Origin of the sequence: Xanthobacter lutulentifluminis (genome assembly GCF_043194675.2) — a bacterium.
Classification (GTDB): domain Bacteria; phylum Pseudomonadota; class Alphaproteobacteria; order Rhizobiales; family Xanthobacteraceae; genus Xanthobacter.
Window position 1 is genome coordinate 2,252,031 of the sequence record NZ_CM195525.1, and the last position, 22,970, is coordinate 2,275,000.

The window sequence follows — 22,970 nt, forward strand, 5'->3', positions numbered from 1 at the left end:
GGGGGCAGACCTGAGGGCCGCCCCAAGAGCCACCGCCGACACTGCCGCCGAGGCCGACGCGAGGCCCTCGCGGGCGGAGCCGGACGGGCGGCAGCACTCCCTCCGACCGGCCGGGGCGGGGGGCGCGACGCCTCAGGTGGCAGGTTTAGGTGGCGGGCTTGGGAGCCGGCGCGGCGGCGGGATCGTCCGCCGGCTTGGGCTTCGGCTTCGGCTTGGGTGCGGGCACCGTGCCGGCGGTGACCGGCGTCGCGGGCTGCACCTGCTTCTTCTGGCTGGCGCCGTCTGCGGCCGGCTTCGGCTTGGCGGCGGTGCCGGACGTCGCCGAGGCGGAGGCCGTCGCCGGCTTCGGCTTGGCAGCCGGCTTGCCCTCGCCAGCCGAGGCGGTCTCGGTGCCGGACCCCGGCTTGGTACCAGCGGGCTTGGCCGCCTGCTTGGTGGCGCCCGGCTTCTTCTTCGGCTTCTCGTCCTCGGCATAGGCCGTGGACAGATCCTGCGGGGCGCTGCGCGTGCCCACATACACCACGACCGGCGGCATGGAGGGCGGCAGGGTCTGCAGCAGCTCGGCGCCGGACTTGGGCAGGGTCGGCGCGGCGAAGGCGAAACCGGCGCTGGCGTTGGGATCGGGCTCGTCGTCCGCCTCGGAGGCGGTCGCCGCGCGCTTGCCGCCGCAGACCTCGGCCTTCATGTCGTAGGCCGGGCCGCCGGTGTTGGAGATGTTGGACAGGAGCGGCTGCGCCGCCCCGAACACACCCCAGGATGACTGGAAGCCCTTCTCGAACATCAGCGCCGCCTGCTCGGTGCGGGCGGTGCCCGAGCGGGCGCCCATGATCACGGCGATGAGGCGCTTGTTGCCGCGGGTGGCGGTGGCGACGAGATTGTAGCCGGAGCCGCAGACGAAGCCGGTCTTCATGCCGTCGGCGCCGGGATAGCGGTCGATCAGGCGGTTGTAGTTGCGCAGCACCGCCTTGCCGATCTTGATGGCCGGGATGCGGAACAGGGCCTCGTGCTCGGGGAAATGGTAGATGATGGCCCGCGCCAGGATGGCGAGGTCGCGGGCGGTGGTGATCTGGTCCGGGTCCGGCAGGCCGTTGGGATTCTCGAAATGGGTGCCGTTCATGCCGAGATGGGCGGCGGTGGCGTTCATCTCCGCCACGAAGGCGGGCATGGAGCCGGCGACGCCCTCGCCCACCACCCAGGCCATGTCGTTGGCGGACTTCACCAAAACCATCTTCATGGCGTTGTCGAGGGTGACCACCGTGCCCGGCTTGAAGCCCATCTTGGAGGGCTGCTGGGACGCGGCGGCGGCCGAGACGGTGAGGGGTGTGTCCAGGGTGACGCGCCCGTTCTTCACCGCGTTGAGCGCCACGTAGATGGTCATCAGCTTGGTGACCGAGGCGGGATGCCAGGGCCGGCCGGCTTCCTTCTGCTCCAGCACGCGGCCGGTGTCGGCTTCCACCAGAAGAACGGGATTGGCCGCCGCGGGCTGCGCGATGGCAAGGCCGAGCACCGCAGCCGCGAGACCGAGGAAAGTCGCGGGGGCGGCAGGTCTGGATGTCGTGCGCGCCAACCGATGGGCTCCCGTATCCGTGGTGAAGGTCGCTTGCTGTATTGACCCCTTCAATACCCGCTTTCGCTTGCCCGGAAAAGGCGAAATGCACCGCTGAAGGCTGCGCTACGGCGGCAGATGTCCGGTTATAATTGCCACAATCTTGCCGTAGTCGCGGACGCCGGAAGCGTCGGCGCGCGAAATCTTGGGCTCGACCGCAGGCCGGCGCGCCTCAGGTCTCCACCAGCGGGCGGTCCGCCGTCCCCGGTCCGGTCATGAACTGGGCGCGGGCAAGCTCCGCAAAGCGGCCGCCCTGCGCCACCAGCTCGTCGAAGCTGCCGGCTTCCGCCACGCGCCCGCGCTCGAACACCAGGATGCGGTCGGCATTGCGCACGGTGGCGAGCCGGTGGGCGATGACGAAGGTGGTGCGGCCCTTCATCACCTCGTCGAGGGCGGCCTGCACCTTGGCCTCGGTGGCGGCGTCGAGGGCGCTGGTCGCCTCGTCGAGGATGAGGATCGGCGGGTTCTTCAGCAGCGCGCGGGCGATGGACAGGCGCTGGCGCTCGCCGCCGGAAAGGGCGCGGCCGCGCTCGCCCACCACCGCCTTGAGGCCGAGGGGATTGCGCTCCACCAGCTCCAGCGCCTGCGCCCGGGCCAGCGCCTCGCGCAGCTCGGCCTCGGTGGCATCGGGCTTGCCGACCCGCAGATTGTCCTCGATGGAGCGGTTGAACAGCAGCGGCTCCTGGAACACCACGCCGATGGCATGGCGCAGGGAGGAAAGGGTGGCGTCGCGGATGTCCGTGCCGTCGATGCGGATGGAGCCGGACTGGGGATCGAACACCCGGTGCAGAAGGGCGAGGGCGGTGGACTTGCCGGCGCCGGTGGTGCCCACGAAAGCGAAGGTCTGGCCGGGAGCGGCGTGAAGCGAGACGTCCTCCACCGCGGGGCGCTTGCCGTCGTAGGAGAACGACACGTCGTCGAACACCACGTCGCCCTTCACGGGCGGCAGCGCCTTCGCGCCCGGCCGGTCGCGCACCGCGCCCACCGTGTCCAGCACCTCGAAGAACTGGGCGAGCTGCGGGGCGGACATCATCAGCCGGTTGAAGAAGCTCACCGTATGGTCGAGCCGGCCGATCAGCATGTTGGCGAAGGCCACGTAGGTGACGATGTCGCCGATGGCGGCGAGGCCATGCAGGTACAGCCAGGTGCCGATGAGCAGGATGGCGAGGATGGTGAGAGTGGTCGCGGCCTTGGTGGCCATGGAGACCATCGCCCACCAGGACAAGACCGGGATCTGCACCGCCAGCACCCGGTTCACCGTGTCGCGCAGGCCGGAGACTTCCGCCTCGGTGCGGGTATAGCTCTGGATGACGGCCACGTTGCCGAGCGCATCCGAGGTCTGCTCGGCGAGGTCGGAATTGTACTCTTCCACTTCCCGCTGCATGGATTCGGTGCGGCGGATGACGTAGCCCGTCACCACCCCGAACACCGCCATCAGCACGATCAGCACCAGGCCGAGGCGCCAGTTGAGCCACAGGCCCACCGGCACCAGGATCACCAGCGAGAGGATGGCGGCGCAATCCTCGCGGAAGAACGACAGCCACAAGCCCCACAGGGAATCCACGCCCTCCAGCATCACCTTGAGCAGGCGGCCGGAGTGGGTCTCGCCATGGAAGCTCAGCGGCAATTGGAGGACATGCTCGAAATACTGGGCCAGCACGCCGAGGCGGCGGCGGTGGGAGAGCCGGTCGGCATGGAGAGAGATCAGCACCCCGGCGCCGATGTTGAACAGGCCGAAGCCCACCCACGCCGCCAGCAGGGGCGTGAGGTCATGGAAGGTCGGCAGGCGGGTCGATGCCTGGGCGGCGGCGAGCGTATCGACGATGCGGCCGAACAGGATGGGCTCGGCGAACTGGGCCACGGCGAGGGTGAGGTTCGACACCGCCAGCACGGCGCCGAGCCGCGCTTCCGGACCGAGAAGGCTGATGGTGCGGGCATAGACGCGCAGCAGGCTCATGGATCTGCGTTCCCCTCGGGCGCCGGTTGCCGGTCCGCTCCGGCGGCCAGCAAAGCCAAGGTCAAGGGTCGGCGCAAGGGGGCGCGCGCGCAGGACGCATGGGCCGGAATGGCAGGTCGCCCCCACTAGGCGGCATCGGTGCGCCGCGGCGGTGAGCGCGGAACGATTGACGCCGGCCCGTCGCGCCCCTATAAGCCCACCCCGAACTCAGGCGGCTGCGGCGGCCGGAGCCTAGCCCTCTTTACTCGCTTCGACCTCGTTTCACGAGCCGCGCGAGCGGGCACCGGCGGTCGACGCCGGCGCAGCATCGCTGCTGGGGTCCGTGCGCTCAAGCCACGCAAGATATCCGGAGAATTGACCCGTGAAGCGCACCTATCAACCCAGCAAGCTCGTGCGCAAGCGCCGCCACGGCTTCCGTGCGCGCATGGCGACCCGCAACGGCCGCAAGATCGTCGCCGCCCGCCGCAGCCACGGCCGCAAGCGCCTGTCCGCCTGAGAGGTGGATGTTTCGCGGAGCTGCCGTTTTGGATCGCCTCCGCAAGCGCCGTGACTTTCTCGCCGCCGCCAAGGCCGAACGGGCCGGCACGGCATCGTTCCTGATGCAGGGCCGCGATCGCGGCGATGCCGGGGACATACGTGTCGGCTTCACCGTGACCAAGAAGACCGGCAATTCGGTCGTGCGCAACCGCATCCGCCGTCGCCTGCGCGAGGCGGCGCGCGATGCGCTGCCTGCCGCCGGGCGGCCCGGCTACGATTATGTGCTCGTCGCGCGGGAAGCCGCGCTCCGCACGCCCTTCGACGCGCTGGTGCGCGAGATGGAGCGCGCCGTGCGCAAGCTCGCGACCCCGGGACGCAAGCCCGGGCCGGCGGGCCGATCCGGACCCGGACGTCCGGACGACATGAAAACAGGGCAAAAGGGGCCCGGTCCAAAGCGGACCGAGGTCCCTGACGCGCGTTCCGGTGCCACCGGCGCGCCCCGATCCGACGATATGAAGCCGACGCCCGCCGACGGAGGCCCTCCGGCATGAGTGACAACCGCAACATGTTCATCGCCATTGGTCTGTCCATGGCGATCCTCATCGGCTGGCAGTATTTCTTCGGCATTCCCCAGGCCGAACGCCAGCGCCAGGCCGCCGAGCAGCAGCGCATCGCCCAGCAGGCGCAGCCGAACTCCCCCGCGGCGACCTCCGCCACTCCGGCGAGCCCCGGCGCGGTGCCGCAGGGCGCGGGCGCCGCACCCGGGCGCGCACTGACCCGCGAGGAAGCCCTCGCCCTGGTGCCGCGCGCCGCCATCGACACCCAGCGCCTCAAGGGCTCGATCTCGCTCAAGGGCGGCCGCGTGGACGACCTGCTGCTGCGCGAGTACCACGAGACGGTCGACCCCAAGAGCCCGAACATCGTGCTGCTCTCGCCGTCCGGCGCGCCCAATCCGTTCTATGCGGAGTTCGGCTGGACCGCGGCCGCCGGCGTCGGCGTGAAGACGCCCGGCCCCGACACCGTCTGGACCAGCGCGCCCGGCGCCACGCTGACCGAGAAGACCCCGCTCGTCCTCACCTGGGACAACGGCGCGGGCCTCCTGTTCCGCCGCACCCTCAGCGTCGACGACCACTACATGTTCGCGGTCAAGGATGAGGTGGAGAACAAGGGCGGCGCCGCTGTCACGCTCTATCCCTACGCGCTGGTGTCGCGCCACGGCATCCCGCATGTGGCCGGCTTCTACATCCTGCATGAGGGCCTGATCGGCGTGCTCGGCGACAACGGCCTGCAAGAAGTCACCTACGCCAAGATGGACAAGGAGAAGCCCCTCACCTTCTCCTCCACCGGCGGCTGGCTCGGCATCACCGACAAGTACTGGGCCGCCACCGTCATCCCCGACCAGAGCGTGAAGGTGGACGCCAAGTTCTCCACCTCCATCGTGAACGGCACCCCCACCTTCCAGACCGACTATCTGGCAGCGCCCCTCACCGCGGAGCCGGGCGGCACGGTGTCCGCCTCCGGCCAGCTGTTCGCCGGCGCCAAGGTGGTGCAGGTGGTGGACGGCTATGCCTCCACCTACAAGATCGACCGCTTCGACCGGCTGATCGACTGGGGCTGGTTCTATTTCATCACCAAGCCGCTGTTCCTCGTGATCGACTGGATCTACCGCGTCGTCGGCAATTTCGGCGTCGCCATCCTGGTCGTCACGGTGCTGCTGAAGGGCATCTTCTTCCCGCTCGCCAACAAGTCGTACGCCTCCATGGCGAAGATGAAGGCGGTGCAGCCGGAGGTGACCGCCATCCGCGATCGCTACGCCGACGACAAGGTGAAGCAGCAGCAGGCGCTGATGGAGCTGTACAAGAAGGAGAAGATCAATCCGGTGGCGGGATGCCTGCCCATCCTGATCCAGATCCCGGTGTTCTTCGCCCTCTACAAGGTGCTGTTCGTGACCATCGAGATGCGGCACGCGCCCTTCTTCGGCTGGATCCGCGACCTCTCCGCGCCCGACCCGACCACCGTGTTCAACCTGTTCGGGCTCATCCCGTGGGATCCGTCCTCGGTGCCGGTGCTCGGCGCCTACCTGATGCTCGGCGCCTGGCCGCTCATCATGGGCGTGACCATGTGGGTGCAGATGAAGCTGAACCCGGCCCCGCCGGACCCGACCCAGCAGATGATCTTCAACTATATGCCGATCATCTTCACCTTCATGCTGGCGCACTTCGCCGCCGGCCTCGTGATCTACTGGGCCTGGAACAACACCCTGTCGGTGGCGCAGCAGGCGGCCATCATGAAGAAGAACGGGGTGAAGATCGAATTGTGGGACAACATCAGGTCCGTCTTCCGCAAGAAGGCGCCGGCCAAGGGCTAGCTAGCTACGCCACCGTCCCCAACGGATCGACGCGCCGCGCTCTCTTCAGGAGCGCGGCGCTTCATTTTCCGAAACAGGTGACCATATTGACACGTGACTAATTAGAAACATAATTGCGACATGGATGCTGTTTTCGCCGCCCTGTCCCACCCCGTCCGGCGAATGGTCCTCGATCTGCTGCGGGAGCGGGATGGCCGGACACTCTACGAGCTGGAGCAGACGCTGAAGCCGCACACCGCACTCACCCGTTTCGGGGTGATGAAGCACCTCAAGGTGCTGGAGGAGGCGCACCTCGTCCTGTCCCGAAAGGTCGGGCGCGAAAAGCACCATTATCTCAACCCGGCCCCCATCCAGCTCGTCGCGGACCGCTGGATTTCCCGCTATGCCGCGCCGCACGTGGCGGCAATGACGGGCCTGAAGCTTCTTTTGGAAGGTAGCCCTATGAGCAACGCCGCGCCGAAACATGTTTACGAACTCTTCATCAAGGCACCGCCGCAAGCCCTTTGGGACGTGCTGACGGACGACGCCAAGACGCCTCTCTATGAACACTTCAACATGACCAGCCGGACTGAATGGCGGATCGGCGGCGCGCGGGCCTATTTCATGGGCGACCGGCAGGTGATCGCCTGCACCATCCTCGAGATGGAGCCGCCGCGTCGCCTCGTCCTCTCCTTCCAGGCCCAGTGGGCGCCGGACGTGGCGGCGGATCGGCCATCGAGGGTCACCTGGGAGATCGCGCCCATCGGCGCCGATGCTTGCAAGTTGACGCTCACCCACGACGATTTCGACGGGGAGACAGCCACCTCCAAAGCCGTGGTGCATGGCTGGCCGGAAGGCCTGTCCCGGCTCAAGACCCTGGTGGAGACGGGCGAGCCCTTCCAGTTGGCCGCGCCGGCCGCCTGACACCCTGTCCCGAAGCGTTTTCGAGCGAGGTGGATACCGGTTCGCGTGAAGAAGGCGCGTTACCGCAAAGGCTGGAGCATTTCCCCGCCCCCGTGAACCGGAGAAATGCCCTAGGTGCGGGCCTCGGGCAGGTAGCAGCGCCCGCCCTCGCCGCCCGGCATCTGCGGCAGGAAGCGGCCGCCCTCGCGGGCGAGGAACTCCAGCAGCGCGCGGCCGGCAGGCAGCAGGCGCTTGTCCCGCGCCCGCACCACCAGCCACTGGCGCACCAGCGGCAGCCCTTCCACCCCGACGAGGGCGAGGCGCCCGTCGGCGATCTCCGCCGCCACCGTGTGGGCGGAGATGAAGGAGAGCCCCAGCCCCGCCATCACCGCCTGCTTGATGGTCTCGTTGGAGCCGATCTCCATGGCGAAGGCGGGGACGGGCAGGCCGGCCTCCTCGAACATCCGCTCCATGAGGATGCGGGTGCCGGAGCCGGGCTCGCGCACCAGCAGCGCCTCGCGGGTGAGGTCATCGGCGGTGACGCGCCGCCGGCGCAGCAGCGGATGGCCGGGCGGGGCGATCACCACGTGGGGATGATCGCCGATCAGCTCGGTCTCCGCCTCCAGGTGCGGCGGGGGGCGTCCCATGATGGCCACGTCGAAATCGAGGCTCACCATGCCGGCGATGATCTCCTCCCGGTTGCCGATGATGAGCTTCAGCTCGATCTCGGGTTTGCGGGCGCGGAAGGCGGCCAGCGCCATCGGCGCGAAATACTTGGCGGTAGACACCACGCCCACCACCACCGATCCGCGCCCGGGGCTTTTCAGCGCCGCCACCGCGCGCTCGGCCTCCTCGAGCGCATGGGCGATGCGCTGCTGGGCCAGCAGCAACTCCCGGCCAGCGGCGGTCGGTCGCAGGCGGCCATCGACCCGCTCGAACACCGGCACACCGATCTGCTCCTCCAGCCCCTTCATCTGGGCGGTCACCGCCGGCGGGCTCAAACCCAGTTCCTGCGCGGCCTTGGCGAAGGAGCCCGAGGCCGCGGCGCTGGCCACGAGGCGCAGCTGCTTGAGGGTCCAGTGGGGCGCCATTTCAAATTTCCTGAACTACAACTTCATATCATTCAAATTTACCTAATCCAGCCCCCGCGGCAAGCTCCCTCCAACGACACAGGAGGGCCGCCATCATGGGAGCCGACGCCGCCATCGGGCAGATTCGGGATGCGAAGAAGAGGTACGCCGCAGGCGTGCTGAAATATGCCCAGATGGGCTATTGGGACGGCGACTACCAGCCGAAGGACACCGATGTCCTCGCGCTGTTCCGCGTCACCCCGCAGGAGGGCGTGGACCCTGTGGAGGCCGCCGCCGCGGTCGCCGGCGAGAGCTCCACCGCCACCTGGACCGTGGTGTGGACCGACCGCCTCACCGCCGCCGACCTCTACCGCGCCAAGGCCTACAAGGTGGAGCCGGTGCCGGGCCAGCCGGGGCAGTATTTCTGCTACGTGGCCTATGATCTGGCGCTGTTCGAGGAAGGCTCCATCGCCAACCTCACCGCGTCCATCATCGGCAACGTCTTCTCGTTCAAGCCGCTGAAGGCCTGCCGGCTCGAGGACATGCGCCTGCCGGTGGCCTATGTGAAGACCTTCCGCGGCCCGCCCACCGGCATCGTGGTGGAGCGCGAGCGCCTCGACAAGTTCGGCCGCCCGCTGCTGGGCGCCACCACCAAGCCCAAGCTCGGCCTCTCCGGCAAGAACTACGGCCGCGTGGTCTACGAGGCGCTCAAGGGCGGCCTCGACTTCGTGAAGGACGACGAGAACATCAACTCGCAGCCCTTCATGCACTGGCGCGACCGCTTCCTGTACTGCATGGAGGCCGTCAACAAGGCGCAGGCCGAGACCGGCGAGGTGAAGGGGCATTACCTCAACATCACCGCCGGCACCATGGAGGAGATGTACCGCCGCGGTGAGTTCGCGAAGGAGCTCGGCTCCAACATCGTGATGGTGGATCTCATCGTCGGCTGGACCGCCATCCAGTCCATCTCCAACTGGGCGCGCGAGAACGACATGATCCTGCACATGCACCGTGCGGGGCATGGCACCTACACGCGCCAGAAGACGCACGGCATCTCGTTCCGCGTCATCGCCAAGTGGCTGCGCCTCGCCGGCGTCGATCACCTGCATGCCGGCACCGCCGTCGGCAAGCTGGAGGGCGACCCTATGACCGTGCAGGGCTACTACAACGTCTGCCGGGACATGGTGACGAAGACCGACCTGCCGCGCGGCCTGTTCTTCGACCAGGACTGGGCCGGCCTCAGGAAGGTGATGCCGGTGGCCTCCGGCGGCATCCACGCCGGCCAGATGCACCAGCTCCTCGACCTGTTCGGCGACGACGTGGTGCTGCAGTTCGGCGGCGGCACCATCGGCCATCCGGACGGCATCCAGGCCGGCGCCACCGCCAACCGCGTCGCGCTGGAAGCCATGGTGCTCGCCCGCAACGAGGGGCGCGACATCGCCAAGGAAGGGCCGGAAATCCTCATCGACGCCGCACGCTGGTGTCAGCCGCTGCGCGCGGCGCTCGATACCTGGGGCGAGGTGACCTTCAACTACGCCTCCACCGACACGTCCGATTACGTGCCCACCGCGTCCGTCGCCTGAGGAGAAGAGACATGCGCATCACCCAAGGCACCTTCTCCTTCCTGCCCGACCTGACCGACGCGCAGGTGAAGGCCCAGATCCAGTACGCGCTGGAACAGGGCTGGGCGGTCTCCATCGAGCATGCGGACGACCCGCACCCGCGCAACACCTTCTGGGAGATGTGGGGCGCCCCCATGTTCGACCTGCGCGACGCCGCCGGCGTGTTCGGCGAGGTGGTGGCCTGCCGGGCCGCCAATCCCGAGCACTACGTGCGGATCAACGCCTTCGATTCCACCCGCGGGTGGGAGACGGTGCGCCTCTCCTTCATCGTCCAGCGGCCGGCGCACGAGCCGGGCTTCGTGCTCGACCGCACCGAGGGGCCGGGCCGCACCCAGCGCTACGCCATCCGCCATCGCGGGGCCGCGGCGCTCTGAGCACGCGCCGACCAGCTCGCATCGCGAGATGATCGGATAACGCGTTCTCTATCCGTAAGGCAGAGCGCCGCCGCCCCTTCCAGTCACCAGCGCGGACCGTTCCCACCGCGCCACTTCGCCGAGGTTCGGGTCATGCTCGATGTTGTCCCTTCCGCTTCGTCCGCCGCGGTGCCGGCAGAGGCCGCGCCGGGCACGCTCGACCTCGGCGCTCTCTTCCGCGACAGCGAGGTTCCCGCCTTCCTGGACGATCTCGACGCCGGGCTGATCGGCTTGAAGCCGGTGAAGCGCCGCATCCGCGAGATCGCCGCCCATCTCGTCATCGGCCGCGCCCGCGAAAGGCTCGGCCTGACCTCCGGCGCGCCGACGCTGCACATGACCTTTACCGGCAACCCCGGCACCGGCAAGACAACGGTGGCGCTGAAGATGGCGCGCATCCTCCACCAGTTGGGCTATGTGCGCCGGGGACATCTCGTCTCGGTGACACGCGACGATCTCGTGGGCCAGTATATCGGCCACACGGCTCCCAAGACCAAAGAGATACTCAAGAAAGCCATGGGCGGCGTCCTCTTCATCGACGAGGCCTACTACCTGTACCGCCCGGAGAACGAGCGGGACTACGGGCAGGAGGCGATCGAGATCCTGCTCCAGGTGATGGAGAACCAGCGCGACGACCTGGTCGTGATCCTCGCCGGCTACAAGGACCGCATGGACCGCTTCTTCGAGAGCAATCCCGGCTTCCGCTCGCGCATCGCCCACCACATCGACTTTCCGGACTACGAGGACACGGAGCTGGTGGAGATCGCCCGGCGCATGGCGGCGGACGCGGACTATGCCTTCAGCCCGGCGGCCGAGACGGCGCTGGCGGAATATGTCGCCGCCCGCCGCACGCAACCCAATTTCGCCAACGCCCGCTCGGTCCGGAACGCCTTCGACCGCATGCGCCTGCGCCAGTCGCTGCGGCTGTTCGAGGCGGGCGGCAAGGCCGACCGCGCGGCGCTGGCCACCCTCACCGAGGCCGACGTGCGGGCCAGCCGGGTATTTTCCGGCGGCATCGACGCCCCCGCGCGCGCCGGATAGGCGCCGCGCCATACCAGATCACGCCGACAAGACCGATGACGGCCCGCCGAACGGGCCGCGCGGAGGACACCCTCAGGGAGACCTGCCATGCTGGAGCAGACCGCCGATCACCGCGCCGCCCCGCGCATCACCCTCGCCTGCGCGCTCGACGAATGGGCGGGGGAGGATACCGCCCGCCGCGCCGTCGCCGCCACCGTCTCGGCGCTGGCCGAAGGCTGCGTGGCGCTCGGCCGGCGCATCGCCGAGGGACCGCTCGGCGGCGACCTCGGCCGCACCCTCTCCTCCGGGGAGGCAGGCGAGGGCCAGAAGGCGCTGGATGTGATCGCCAACGACCTCATCATCGCCGCGCTCACCCGCGCGCCGGTGGCCGCCGTCGCCTCCGAGGAGAGCGAGGCGGCGGTGCTCATCGATGCCGACGCGCCGCTGCTGGTGGCCATGGACCCGCTGGACGGCTCGTCCAACATCGACACCGATATCTCGGTCGGCACCATCTTCGCCGTCTTCCCCCGCCCCGCCGGGATGGATGCGGCAAGCCCCTCCGCCTTCCTGCAGAACGGGCGGGCGATGCTCGCCGCCGGCTACGTGCTGTTCGGCCCCCATACCGCGCTGATGCTGACGGTGGGCGCCGGCACCTGGCATTTCGCTCTCGACGCGGAAGGCACGTTCCGCCTCGTGGACGCCGCCGTGCGGGTGCCCGAGGGGGCGGCGGAATTCGCCATCAACATGTCCAACTACCACCACTGGGACGCGCCGGTGCGGGACTATGTGGACGACTGTCTCGCCGGCCGCAAAGGCCCGCGCGAGCGCGATTTCAACATGCGCTGGGTCGCCTCCATGGTGGCGGACGCCCACCGCATCTTCCGCCGGGGCGGCATCTATCTGTATCCGGGCGACGGCCGGAAGGGCTATGCCTCGGGCCGCCTGCGCCTGCTCTACGAGGCCTTCCCGGTCGCCTTCCTGATGGAGCAGGCGGGCGGCTCCGCCTGCGACGGGCGCGCGCCCATCCTCGACCTTGCCGCCACCGCACTCCACCAGCGCGTGCCCTTCATCTTCGGCGCGCGGGACGAGGTGGCGCGGGTGAGCCGCTATCACCTGGAGCCCAGCGGCCACGGCGAGCGCTCGCCCCTGTTCGCCCGCCGCGGGCTATTCATCTGAACCGGCGCCCTCTGACCATCGGACCGTGAGCCCCCATGTCCATCAAGCACCCCATCATCGTCGTCACCGGATCGTCGGGCGCCGGGACGACCTCCGTGAAGCGGACCTTCGAGCAGATCTTCTATCGCGAGAAGGTCAAGGCCGCCTTCATCGAGGGCGACAGCTTCCACCGCTACGACCGCTACGAGATGCGCGAGCTGATGGCCGCCGAGGCGGCCGAGGGCAACAAGCATTTCAGCCATTTCTCGCCGGACACCAACCGGCTGGAGGACCTCGGCCAGCTGTTCAGGGACTATGGCGCCACCGGCTCCGGCCGGTTCCGCCACTATGTGCATGACGCCGCCGAGGCCAAGCTCTACGGCGCCGAGCCCGGCCGCTTCACCGACTGGGAGGACGTGGAGGCGGGCACCGACCTTCTGTTCTACGAGGGCCTGCACGGCGCCGTCGTCACCGACGAGCTGAACCTCGCCCAGCATGCGGACCTGAAGATCGGCGTGGTGCCGGTGATCAACCTCGAGTGGATCCAGAAGATCCACCGCGACAAGGCCACCCGCGGCTATTCAACCGAGGATGTGACCGACACCATCCTGCGCCGCATGCCCGATTACGTGCGCTACATCTGCCCGCAGTTCACGGAAACCGACATCAACTTCCAGCGCGTGCCCACGGTGGACACCTCCAACCCGTTCGTCGCGCGCTGGATCCCGACGCCGGACGAATCCATGGTCGTCATCCGCTTCCGCGACCCGCACGGCATCGATTTTCCCTACCTGTTGTCGATGATCCACAACAGCTTCATGTCGCGGGCGAATTCCATCGTCATCCCGGGCAACAAGCAGGATCTCGCCATGCAGCTGCTTCTGACCCCGCTCATCATGAAGCTGATGGACAGGAAGCGCCGCGCCGGCTGAGGCGCGGCGGCGCGCGGCTCCCTTCCCCGCGCCGGGGGAAGGGGCGCGGGGGAGGACGGCTCATCCCTGCCCCAGGGATGCGTGGCGCCGCCCTCCCCCGCCCACCGCGCAACCGGCACACGAACGGATCGCCCGCCCCGCGGGACACAGACGGGCGCGCCCCGACGCGCGCCCGAACGAAAGGATGCGCCCGGTTTGCGCGCCCAGGATTCAGGCCCGGTGCCGCCCCCGGACGGCACTGCCGACGCCACAGGAAAGGGAGACACCCATGCCCGCCACGGCAAACGCCACTGTCATCATCGCCCATCCCGAGGCGGACGCACCGGCGCCCGCCGTGGACCGCACCCCGGGCGCCCTCGGCTGGCCGGTGACGGCGGCGGTGCGCGCCCTCGCCATGGATGCGGTGGAGCAGGCGAAGTCCGGCCATCCCGGCGCGCCGCTGGGCATGGCGGAGATCACCGCCGTGCTCTGGCGCGAGGTGCTGCGGCACAATCCCGCCGACCCGGCGTGGCCCGACCGCGACCGCTTCGTGCTCTCCAACGGGCACGGCTCCATGCTGCTCTACGCACTGTTGCACCTGACCGGCTACGATTTGCCGATCAGCGAGCTGAAGCGCTTCCGCCAGCTCCATGCCCGCACCCCCGGCCATCCCGAATACGGCATGACGCCGGGTGTCGAGACCACCACCGGCCCGCTCGGACAGGGCCTCGCCAATGCGGTCGGCATGGCGCTGGCGGAAAAGACCCTGGCCGCCCAGTTCAACCGGCCGGGCCTCACCGTCGTCGACCATCGCACCTTCGTCTTCCTCGGCGACGGCTGCATGATGGAAGGCATCAGCCACGAGGCGTGCTCGCTGGCCGGCCGGCTGAGGCTCGGCAAGCTCGTCGCCTTCTGGGACGACAACGGCATCTCCATCGACGGCAAGGTGGAGGAGTGGTTCGCCGACGACACGCCGGCGCGCTTCGCCTCCTATGGCTGGCAGGTGCTCAAAGACGTGGACGGCCACGACCCCTCGGCCCTGCGCGCCGCCATCGAGGCGGCGCTCGCCGATCCGGACCGCCCCGCCCTCGTCTGCTGCCGCACGGTGATCGGCCGCGGCGCGCCCACCAAGCAGGGCCACCAGGACACCCACGGCGCCCCTCTCGGCAAGGAGGAGATCGCCCGCGCCCGCGCCGCCATGGGCTGGGAGCATGCCCCGTTCGAGGTGCCGGCGGAGGTCCATGCCCAGTGGGATGCCCGCAAGGCCGGCGCCGCCCGCCAGCAGGCGTGGGAAGCCCGCATGGCCGCCTATGCGCGGGCCTATCCGGCCGAGGCGGAAGAGCTGCGCCGCCGCCTCGCGGGCACCCTCTCCCCCGCGTTCGACGCCACCTATTCCGCGGCGCGCGATGCGGTGCTTGCCAAGGCCGAGACGGTTGCCACCCGCAAGGCCAGCCAGCAGGCGCTGGCGGCGGTCGCGCCCGCCGTGCCCGAATTGCTTGGCGGCTCGGCGGATCTCGCCCACTCCAACCTCACCACCTATCCCGGCTCGGTGCCGGTGACGCGCGATGCGGCCGGCAACCAGATCCTCTATGGCGTGCGCGAGTTCGGCATGTCGGCCATCGCCAACGGCATCGCGCTGCACGGCGGCTTCATTCCGTTCGTGGCCACCTTCCTCGTGTTCTCGGACTATGCCCGCAACGCCATCCGCATGAGCGCGCTCATGGGCCAGCGGGTGATCTATGTGCTCACCCACGATTCCATCGGGCTCGGCGAGGACGGCCCCACCCACCAGCCGGTGGAGCATGTGGAGAGCCTGCGCCTCATCCCGAACCTTCAGGTCTGGCGCCCCGCCGACACGCTGGAGACGCTGGAAGCCTGGCGCGCCGCCCTCGCCCGCACCGACGGGCCGAGCGCGCTGATCCTCTCGCGCCAGAACCTGCCGTTCTGGCCGCGCACGCCGGCGCAGATCGAGGCGATCGCGGGCGGGGCCTATGTGCTGCGCGAGAGCGAGGGCGCCCCGCGCGCCGTGCTGGTGGCCACCGGCTCGGAGGTGAAGCTGGCCGGCGAGGCGGCGGAACTGCTCGACACGGCGGGGATCGCCACCCGCCTCGTCTCCATGCCCTGCCGCGAGCGCTTCGAGGCCCTGACCGAGACCGAGCGCGCGGCGCTCCTGCCCAGGGGCGTGCCGGTGGTGGCGGTGGAAGCCGGCGTCACCCGAGGCTGGCGCGGCCTCTGCGCCACCCGGGCCGATGGCATCGGCGTGGTGGGCATCGACCGCTTCGGCGAATCGGCACCGGAAAAGGACCTGTGGCCCCTGTTCGGCTTCACCGCCGAGGCCGTGGCCGAAACCGTGCGCCGCGCGCTGGGGTGAGGAAGGCTCGCCCGCCTGCGAGCACCACGCGCCCGTTGAACGACAGAACGACCAGAGAGGAGACGACCATGGCCCTTGTTTCCATGCGCCAGCTGCTGGACCACGCGGCAGAGCATTCCTATGGCCTGCCGGCCTTCAACGTGAACAACATGGAGCAGGTCAAGGCGATCATGGACGCGGCCCGCGCCACGTCGTCGCCGGTGATCCTCCAGGGCTCGGCGGGCGCGCGCAAATATGCCGGCGAGCCGTTCCTGCGCCACCTCATCGCCGCGGCGGTGGAGGCCTATCCCGAGATCCCGGTGGTGATGCACCAGGACCACGGCGCCTCCCCCGCCGTGTGCATGGGCGCGATCCGCTCCGGCTTCTCCTCGGTGATGATGGACGGCTCCCTGAAGGAGGACGGCAAGACGCCGGCGGACTACGACTACAACGTCACCGTCACCGCCCACGTGGTGGAGCTGGCCCACGCGGTGGGCGTGTCGGTGGAGGGCGAGCTCGGCTGCCTCGGCTCGCTGGAGACCGGCAAGGGCGAGGCCGAGGACGGCCACGGCGCCGAGGAGGCGCTCGACCATTCCCGCCTGCTGACCGATCCGGACGAGGCGGCGCAGTTCGTGAGGGCGACCCAGTGCGATGCGCTGGCCATCGCCATCGGCACCTCCCACGGCGCCTACAAGTTCACCCGCAAGCCCACCGGCGACATCCTCGCCATCGACCGCATCAAGGCCATCCACCAGCGCATCCCCACCACCCATCTGGTGATGCACGGCTCCTCCTCGGTGCCGCAGGAGCTGCTGGAGGAGATCCGCACCCACGGCGGCGACATCAAGGAAACCTACGGCGTGCCGGTGGAGGAGATCCAGGAAGGCATCCGCTACGGCGTGCGCAAGGTGAACATCGACACCGACATCCGCCTCGCCATGACGGCCGGCATGCGCCGCGTGGCGGCCACCCGCCGCGCGGAATTCGACCCGCGCAAGTTCCTCGCCGCCGCCATGGAGGAGGCGAAGAAGGTCTGCATCGCCCGTTTCGAGGCATTCGGCGCGGCCGGGCAGGCGGAAAAGGTGCGCCCCGTGGAGCTGGACGACATGGCGCGCCGTTACGCCGCCGGCTCCCTCCGGCAGGTGGTGCATTGAGGCGAGGGCGCCGGCGCGCCCTCTTTCGGGCCGGCCGCGACGTGACCGGATCGGCGCGCGCTCTAGCCGGGGCGGCCCCGCGCGCCTTATAGGAGAGCACGACCGCCCGGGGCCGCGCACCGCCCCGGGCGAAGCCATCATGCGACGCGCGCGTGGCGCGCCGGAGCTTCAGGAGGGACCCATGCCCCGCGCCCATTCCATCATCGCCCCGTCGATCCTGTCCGCCGACTTCACCCGCCTCGGCGCCGAGGTCGAGGCGGTGCTGGCCGGTGGGGCCGAGTGGATCCACTTCGACGTAATGGACAACCATTACGTCCCCAACCTCACCATCGGCCCGCTGGTGCTCCAGTCGCTGCGCAAGAAGACCAAGGCGTTCGTGGACGTGCACCTGATGGTGAAGCCGGTGGACGGCATGATCGAGGCCTTCGCCGCCGCCGGCGCCGACCTCATCTCCTTCCACCCGGAGGCGAGCGAGCACGTGGACCGCTCCATCCAGCTCATCCGCTCCAAGGGCGTGAAGGCCGGGCTGGTGCTGAACCCGGCGACGCCGCTCAGCGTGCTGGACTACACGCTCGATACCCTCGACCTGGTGCTGGTGATGTCGGTGAACCCCGGCTTCGGCGGACAGGCGTTCATTCCCTCCGCCCTCGACAAGCTGCGCGCCATCCGCGCCCGCATCGACGATCTCGGCCGCGACATCCGCCTTGAGATCGACGGCGGGGTGAAGGTGGACAACATCGGCGCCATCGCCCGCGCTGGGGCGGACACCTTCGTGGCCGGCAGCGCCATCTTCGGCGCCAGCGACTATGAGGAGACCATCGTCGCCATGAAGCACGAGGTGGCGCTGGCGACCGGCGCGGTGGCGGAGGTCTGAGGGCGGGCGCCCGGGATCCTCGACGACGGGGGCGGCGCTCGCCCCCTCCCGTCACGACTTGCGCGTCAGCCGGAACACGGCCTGCTCGCCCAGCAGGTTCCAGACCCACCACGGCATGTTCACGCGCACCCGGTGGCCGGACGAATCCAGCGCCACCGCCTTCTCGATCTTGGCATCCAGAAGCTCAGCCAGCGCCACGAAGTCGCGGATGGTGCAGAAGTGGATGTTGGGCGTCTCGTACCAGGAGATGGGCATGTTGTCGGTCACCGGCATGCGCCCGTTCACCAGAAGGTCGAGCCGCGAGCGCCAGTGGCCGAAATTGGGGAACGACACCACCGCGTGCCGGCCGATGCGCAGCATCTGCTCCAGCACCCAGCGCGGGCGGCGCGTCGCCTGCAGCGTCTGCGACAGGATCACATAGTCGAACGCGTCGTCGGGATAATGGGCGAGGTCCACGTCGGCATCGCCCTGGATCACCGCGAGACCGCGCGCCACACCCGCATTCACCCCCTCGCGCGAAAGCTCGATGCCGCGGGCATCGCAGCCGCGGGTGGTGGCGAGCAGATCCAGGAGCTCGCCCTCGCCCGAGCCCACGTCGAGCACGCGCGAGCCCGGCGCCACCATCTCCGCCACCACGAGCAGGTCGACGCGGCCGCCCAGCCGGCGCACAGCGCCCTCGTCCAGAACCGGTTCCCGGAGCGCCATGGTCAGTCCCGCCTTGCCGCCGGCAGGCCGATGGCCCGCGCCGCGCTGTCGAGGAAGCCGCGGGCGATGGCGAACAGCTCCGGCTCCTCGAGCAGGAAGGCGTCGTGGCCCTTGTCGCTGTCGATCTCGGTGAAGGAGACGCTGGCCCCCGACGCGTTCAGCGCATGCACGATGGCGCGGGAATCCTGGGTGGGGAACAGCCAGTCCGAGGTGAAGGACACCACGCAGAACCGCGTCTTGGAGCCGCGGAACGCGTTGGCCAGGACGCCGCCGTGGTCCGCCGCGAGGTCGAAGTAATCCATGGCCCGGGTCACGTAGAGATAGGAATTGGCGTCGAACCGCTGCACGAACGATTCGCCCTGGTGGCGCAGATAGCTTTCCACCTGGAAGTCGGCATCGAAGCCGAAGGTGGGCATCTCGCGGTTCTGCAGGCGCCGGCCGAACTTGTTGTGCAGCGACTGGTCCGACATGTAGGTGATGTGCGCCGCCATGCGCGCCACCGCAAGCCCGCGATGGGGCGTCACGCCCTCCGCCAGATAATGGCCGGAACGCCAGTCGGGATCGGCCATCACCGCCTGCCGGCCCACCTCGTGGAAGGCGATGTTCTGCGCCGAATGACGCGCGCCCGTGGCGATCGGCAGGGCCGAGAACACCCGCTCGGGATAGGCGGCCGCCCATTGCAGCACCTGCATGCCGCCCATGGAGCCGCCGGCCACGCAGAGCAGCTTGTCGATGCCGAGGTGGTCGAGCAGCATCGCCTGCGCGTTCACCATGTCGGGAATGGTGACGAGCGGCATGTCGAGCCCGTACGGCCGCCCGGTCGCCGGATTGGTTGAGGACGGCCCGGTGGTGCCCATGCAGCCGCCGAGCACGTTGGAGCAGATGACGAAGAACCGGTCCGTGTCGATGGGCTTGCCGGGACCGACCATGGTCTCCCACCAGCCCGGCTTGCCGGTGACCGGATTGAGGCTGGCGGCGTGCTGGTCGCCGGTCAGGGCGTGGCACACCAGAATGGCGTTGGAGCGCGCGGCGTTGGGCTCGCCATAGGTCTGGTAGGCGATCTGCAGGTTCGCAAGCTCGACCCCCGCGTCGAGGTGGAGCGGTCTCTTGGGTCCGAACCGGACCACCGGGGAATGCGGATCGTCGGCCTCGCGCCGCGCCTGGGCGGCGGATGCCCCGGCTGGGGCGGGCGGGGCCACGTCCGTGGGGACGGGTGAAGTCATGCGCGGAACCAAGCGGCCAGCCGGCCGCCCTGTCAAGCGCCCGGCGGCGGGGCGGGGGCGGCGACGCGCACTTTCGCGCGACACGGCCCCGTGCCGGCGAACGATAACGGCATCGGTTCACGGCGCGTCCCGCCGTTTCGGAGCTGCTGGAATGGCACCGGCGGCCATGCCTGCGCTTTTCCGTGCCGCTCGGGCCGGACCTTCGCAAAATTGTAAGCCGGCACGTGGATAAGTAGGCGCGCCCGGAGCATCCTCTGGCGGCGCCGGGGCGGGGGAAAGACCATGAAGGATCCGGTTCAGAAGAGCATCGGCTACAGGCTCACCCACACCGCGCGCCTGCAGAAGGCGCTGTCGGCGCGGCTGCTGGCCACGCTCGGGCTGTTTCCCGGGCAGGAAGCGGTGCTCAAGCTGCTGAGCGAGCAGGACGGCCGCACCATGGGCGATCTCGCCGCCGCGCTCAGGGTGCGCCCGCCCACCGCCTCCAAGACCATCGCCCGCCTCACCAGCCAAGGGCTGGTGGAACGTCGCGCCACCGACGGCGACGGCCGGCTCGTGCGCGTGTTCCTCACCGCCGCCGGGCGTGAGCGCAGCGCCTCCATCGACGGCGTGTGGGACCAGCTGGAGGCGGAGATGGTGGCCGGCCTCGACAGCAAGGAGCGCAAGCGCCTGCGCAAGCTGCTGCGCAAGGTGGAGAAGAACCTCGCCCAGCGGCTCGGCGCCGACGGCGGCCTCGACGACGAGGGCGACGTGGCGGACGACGAGGACGACAGCTGAGCCTTTCCCTGCCGGCGGCGCATGCCACGGCGCACGCTTCTGCCCTTCACGCACGGCTTCTCCCCTTCCCCCGGAGGCAGCAAGGCGCTATGCCTGATTCAAACGATTAAAATGCGCTGTCGGAGCCGCCTCCGGCTGCCACCCGGGAGGCCGCACGCGGTCGCGCCGGAACGCATCCCGAGGCGATCTCGATCACAAGCCGGCCCGATCCGGCGCCACATGGGGGAAACATGCCGAACGCCATTGATCTTGAGGGCCGCGTCGCCATCGTCACCGGCGGAGCGCAGGGCATCGGCCGCGCCGTGGTCGAGCGCTTTCTCGTCTCCGGGGCCCGCGCCGTCGCCATCATCGACCGCGACGCCGGCCTCGCCGGGGCGACCGCCGACGAGCTCGGCCGCGACCGGGTGATGCCGCTCGCCGCCGACGTGACGCAGCGCGCCGACGTGGAGCGCGCCGTCGCCGAGGTGGTCGCCGCCCACGGACGGGTGGACATCCTCGTCAACAACGCCGGCATCTCCGGGCCGAACATGCCCTTGTGGGAGTATCCGGAAGAGGCGTGGCAACAGGTGCTCGCCATCAACCTCAACGGCCCGTTCCTGTGCTGCCGCGCCGTGGTGCCGCACATGATCGCGCAGGGCTACGGGCGCATCGTCAACGTGGCCTCGGTGGCGGGCAAGGAGGGCAACCCCAACGCCTCCGCCTATTCCGCCTCCAAGGCGGGCGTGATCGCGCTCACCAAGTCGCTGGCCAAGGAGCTCGCCGGCCAGGACATCTCGGTGAACTGCGTGACCCCCGCCGCGGCGCGCACCGCCATCTTCGACCAGATGAGCCAGCAGCATATCGACTATATGCTGTCCAAGATCCCCCGCGGGCGATTCGTCACGGTCGAGGAGGTGGCGGCCACCATCGCCTTCGCGGCGTCGTCCGATTGCTCGTTCACCACCGGCGCCGCCTTCGACCTCTCCGGCGGACGCGCCACCTACTGAGACAGACCCATGCGCGCGCCGGCCGAGCTGAAGTCATCCCCGGCGCACGCTCCCTTCACCGGCATCGCGCTGATGTGCGTGGCGGTGGTGACCTTCGCGATCACCGACACCATGGCCAAGTGGCTGACCGGACACATCAATGTGTTCGTGGTGGTGTGGGCGCGCTATGTCGTCCACTTCGCCTGCTCGCTGCTCGTATTCAACCCGTGGACCGTGCCCGGCCTGCTGCGCACCAGCCGCCCGCTGCTGCAGGTCGGCCGCTCGGCCATGCTGTTCCTGACGACGGCGCTGAACTTCACGGCGCTCCAGTTCCTGCAGCTGGACCAGACCGTCTCCATCATGTTCTCGGTGCCGTTCTTCGTCGCCCTGTTCGCGGGGCCGATCCTGGGCGAGCACGTGGGGCTGCAGCGCTGGCTGGCTATCCTGGTCGGCTTCGCCGGCATCCTGCTGGTGGTGCGTCCCGGCGCCGGCGGCATTCACCCCGCGGCCATCCTCAGCGTCGGCGCGGCGGCCACCTACGCGCTCTATGCCATTTCCACCCGCATGCTGGCCCGCACGGATTCGAGCCAGACGACGCTGTTCTATTCCTCGCTGGTGGGCTCGGTCGCGGCCTCGCTGCCGCTCCCCTTCGTGTGGGAAACGCCCCACGAGCCGCTGGTGTTCGCCAGCATGCTCAGCCTCGGCATCATCGCCGGCTTCGGCCATTTCCTCCTGATTCTTGCCCACAAGCGCGCGCCTGCGGCGACGCTCGCCCCTTATATCTACACCCAGATCCTCAGCATGATCGCGCTGGGCTGGCTGGTGTTCGGCCAGATGCCCAGCCTGTGGACGCTCGGCGGGGCCGGCATCGTCATCGCATCCGGCATCTACCTCCTGGTGATGGAGGCGCGAAACCGCGCCGCATGAGCCAATTGCGGCGCCGCGTTCTCGGTTTCGTCAAAAATCAGCTTATGCTTGTGTGCGTTGCACTCTTATCCCGCGCAGGACCATCATGCCCGCTGCCCGCCTCCTTGTTCTCGAAGGAAATACTGCCGAAGCCCGCGCCCGTCAGGTCGCATTCGGCGGGCAGGCGGCGAGCGAGGGTTATGCGCAGCTGCTGCGCGAGCTGTTCCCGGGCCAGGTGACGGTCGACATCTGCTACCCCGCCGATGCGGGCGCAAATCTCCCCGATGCGGGTGGGCTTGAGGGGTATGACGGCATCGCCATCACCGGCTCCTCGCTCAACATCTACAATGGCGGCGTCGAGATCACGCAGCAGATCGACCTGATCCGCACCGCGTTCACCACCGAGGTTCCGGTTTTTGGCAGTTGCTGGGGCCTGCAGCTTCTCACGGTCGCCGCCGGCGGGCAGGTGCGCCGCAACCCCAAGGGGCGGGAGGTGGGATTCGGGCGCCGCATCCGCACCACGGCAGCGGGCGCCGGGCAC

21 protein-coding genes (1 of these 21 only partly in view) are annotated in these 22,970 nt (G+C 69.3%); 16 read left to right on the forward strand and 5 right to left on the reverse strand.

Annotated elements, in window-relative coordinates; all coding sequences use genetic code 11:
- Positions 1–145: 145 nt before the first annotated feature.
- Both V5F49_RS10285 and V5F49_RS10290 read right to left on the reverse strand, forming a co-directional pair.
- On the reverse strand, positions 146–1,567 hold the full coding sequence (locus V5F49_RS10285) for a D-alanyl-D-alanine carboxypeptidase family protein (RefSeq protein WP_394117404.1): 1,422 nt from the start codon (positions 1,565–1,567) through the stop codon (positions 146–148).
- 211 nt (positions 1,568–1,778) lie between these two features.
- Positions 1,779–3,563, reverse strand: coding sequence for a glucan ABC transporter ATP-binding protein/ permease (locus V5F49_RS10290; RefSeq protein ID WP_394117403.1), 1,785 nt, complete (start codon positions 3,561–3,563; stop codon positions 1,779–1,781).
- Between the two features lie 361 nt (positions 3,564–3,924).
- On the opposite strand from V5F49_RS10290, the gene rpmH reads away from it, so the two are divergent.
- From rpmH to V5F49_RS10310, 4 genes are all read left to right on the forward strand, one after another.
- The gene (rpmH, locus tag V5F49_RS10295) at positions 3,925–4,059 is read left to right on the forward strand and encodes a 50S ribosomal protein L34 (RefSeq protein WP_394117402.1); all 135 of its coding nucleotides are present in this window, start codon (positions 3,925–3,927) and stop codon (positions 4,057–4,059) included.
- Positions 4,060–4,066: 7 nt separating this feature from the next.
- On the forward strand, positions 4,067–4,591 hold the full coding sequence (rnpA, locus tag V5F49_RS10300; protein ID WP_394117401.1) for a ribonuclease P protein component: 525 nt from the start codon (positions 4,067–4,069) through the stop codon (positions 4,589–4,591).
- Positions 4,588–6,408, forward strand: a complete 1,821-nt coding sequence (gene yidC, locus V5F49_RS10305; protein ID WP_394117400.1) for a membrane protein insertase YidC — start codon at positions 4,588–4,590, stop codon at positions 6,406–6,408. The genes rnpA and yidC overlap by 4 nt, the downstream gene beginning before the upstream one ends.
- Positions 6,409–6,528: 120 nt before the next feature.
- Entirely contained in the window at positions 6,529–7,311 is a 783-nt protein-coding gene (locus V5F49_RS10310) for an ArsR/SmtB family transcription factor (protein WP_394117399.1), read from the forward strand.
- Positions 7,312–7,421: 110 nt separating this feature from the next.
- Here the strand turns inward: V5F49_RS10310 and V5F49_RS10315 are convergent, their stop codons facing one another.
- Positions 7,422–8,381, reverse strand: coding sequence for a LysR substrate-binding domain-containing protein (locus V5F49_RS10315; protein WP_394117398.1), 960 nt, complete (start codon positions 8,379–8,381; stop codon positions 7,422–7,424).
- A gap of 95 nt (positions 8,382–8,476) precedes the next feature.
- Between V5F49_RS10315 and V5F49_RS10320 the strand changes: the two genes are divergently transcribed.
- The 8 genes from V5F49_RS10320 to rpe all read left to right on the forward strand — a co-directional run bounded on the left by V5F49_RS10320 (position 8,477) and on the right by rpe (position 17,856).
- Positions 8,477–9,943: a form I ribulose bisphosphate carboxylase large subunit gene (locus V5F49_RS10320; protein ID WP_394117397.1), complete on the forward strand. Its 1,467-nt coding sequence runs from the start codon at positions 8,477–8,479 to the stop codon at positions 9,941–9,943.
- Positions 9,944–9,954: 11 nt separating this feature from the next.
- The gene (locus V5F49_RS10325; RefSeq protein WP_394117396.1) at positions 9,955–10,356 is read left to right on the forward strand and encodes a ribulose bisphosphate carboxylase small subunit; all 402 of its coding nucleotides are present in this window, start codon (positions 9,955–9,957) and stop codon (positions 10,354–10,356) included.
- Positions 10,357–10,488: 132 nt separating this feature from the next.
- Positions 10,489–11,433 (forward strand): CbbX protein, encoded by a 945-nt coding sequence (gene cbbX / locus V5F49_RS10330; RefSeq protein ID WP_394117395.1) that lies wholly within the window; start codon positions 10,489–10,491, stop codon positions 11,431–11,433.
- A gap of 87 nt (positions 11,434–11,520) precedes the next feature.
- Positions 11,521–12,588 (forward strand): class 1 fructose-bisphosphatase, encoded by a 1,068-nt coding sequence (locus V5F49_RS10335; RefSeq protein ID WP_394117394.1) that lies wholly within the window; start codon positions 11,521–11,523, stop codon positions 12,586–12,588.
- A 35-nt stretch (positions 12,589–12,623) separates the two neighbouring features.
- Positions 12,624–13,499: a phosphoribulokinase gene (locus V5F49_RS10340; protein WP_394117393.1), complete on the forward strand. Its 876-nt coding sequence runs from the start codon at positions 12,624–12,626 to the stop codon at positions 13,497–13,499.
- A gap of 394 nt (positions 13,500–13,893) precedes the next feature.
- A complete protein-coding gene (gene tkt, locus V5F49_RS10345) occupies positions 13,894–15,849 on the forward strand; it encodes a transketolase (protein ID WP_509210783.1) in 1,956 nt (651 codons plus the stop codon).
- A gap of 68 nt (positions 15,850–15,917) precedes the next feature.
- Positions 15,918–16,982 carry a class II fructose-bisphosphate aldolase gene (gene fba, locus V5F49_RS10350; RefSeq protein WP_394117391.1) on the forward strand — a complete coding sequence of 355 codons (1,065 nt, stop codon included), beginning with the start codon at positions 15,918–15,920 and terminating at the stop codon, positions 16,980–16,982.
- Between the two features lie 181 nt (positions 16,983–17,163).
- Positions 17,164–17,856 (forward strand): ribulose-phosphate 3-epimerase, encoded by a 693-nt coding sequence (gene rpe, locus V5F49_RS10355; protein ID WP_394117390.1) that lies wholly within the window; start codon positions 17,164–17,166, stop codon positions 17,854–17,856.
- Positions 17,857–17,907: 51 nt separating this feature from the next.
- Here rpe and metW read toward each other — a convergent pair whose 3' ends face one another.
- Both metW and metX read right to left on the reverse strand, forming a co-directional pair.
- Positions 17,908–18,561, reverse strand: a complete 654-nt coding sequence (gene metW / locus V5F49_RS10360; protein WP_394117389.1) for a methionine biosynthesis protein MetW — start codon at positions 18,559–18,561, stop codon at positions 17,908–17,910.
- 2 nt (positions 18,562–18,563) lie between these two features.
- The gene (gene metX / locus V5F49_RS10365; protein ID WP_394117388.1) at positions 18,564–19,784 is read right to left on the reverse strand and encodes a homoserine O-acetyltransferase MetX; all 1,221 of its coding nucleotides are present in this window, start codon (positions 19,782–19,784) and stop codon (positions 18,564–18,566) included.
- Positions 19,785–20,066: 282 nt separating this feature from the next.
- On the opposite strand from metX, the gene V5F49_RS10370 reads away from it, so the two are divergent.
- The 4 genes from V5F49_RS10370 to V5F49_RS10385 form a co-directional block, all read left to right on the forward strand.
- Positions 20,067–20,558 (forward strand): MarR family winged helix-turn-helix transcriptional regulator, encoded by a 492-nt coding sequence (locus V5F49_RS10370; protein ID WP_394117387.1) that lies wholly within the window; start codon positions 20,067–20,069, stop codon positions 20,556–20,558.
- A gap of 230 nt (positions 20,559–20,788) precedes the next feature.
- Positions 20,789–21,544, forward strand: a complete 756-nt coding sequence (locus V5F49_RS10375; protein WP_394117386.1) for an SDR family NAD(P)-dependent oxidoreductase — start codon at positions 20,789–20,791, stop codon at positions 21,542–21,544.
- A gap of 9 nt (positions 21,545–21,553) precedes the next feature.
- Positions 21,554–22,450, forward strand: a complete 897-nt coding sequence (locus V5F49_RS10380; protein WP_394117385.1) for a DMT family transporter — start codon at positions 21,554–21,556, stop codon at positions 22,448–22,450.
- Positions 22,451–22,535: 85 nt separating this feature from the next.
- Positions 22,536–22,970, forward strand: the beginning of a protein-coding gene (locus tag V5F49_RS10385) for a type 1 glutamine amidotransferase (protein WP_394117384.1). It continues 435 nt past the right edge of the window; the window shows 435 of its 870 coding nt (coding positions 1–435); it begins with the start codon at positions 22,536–22,538; its stop codon lies off the right edge, out of view.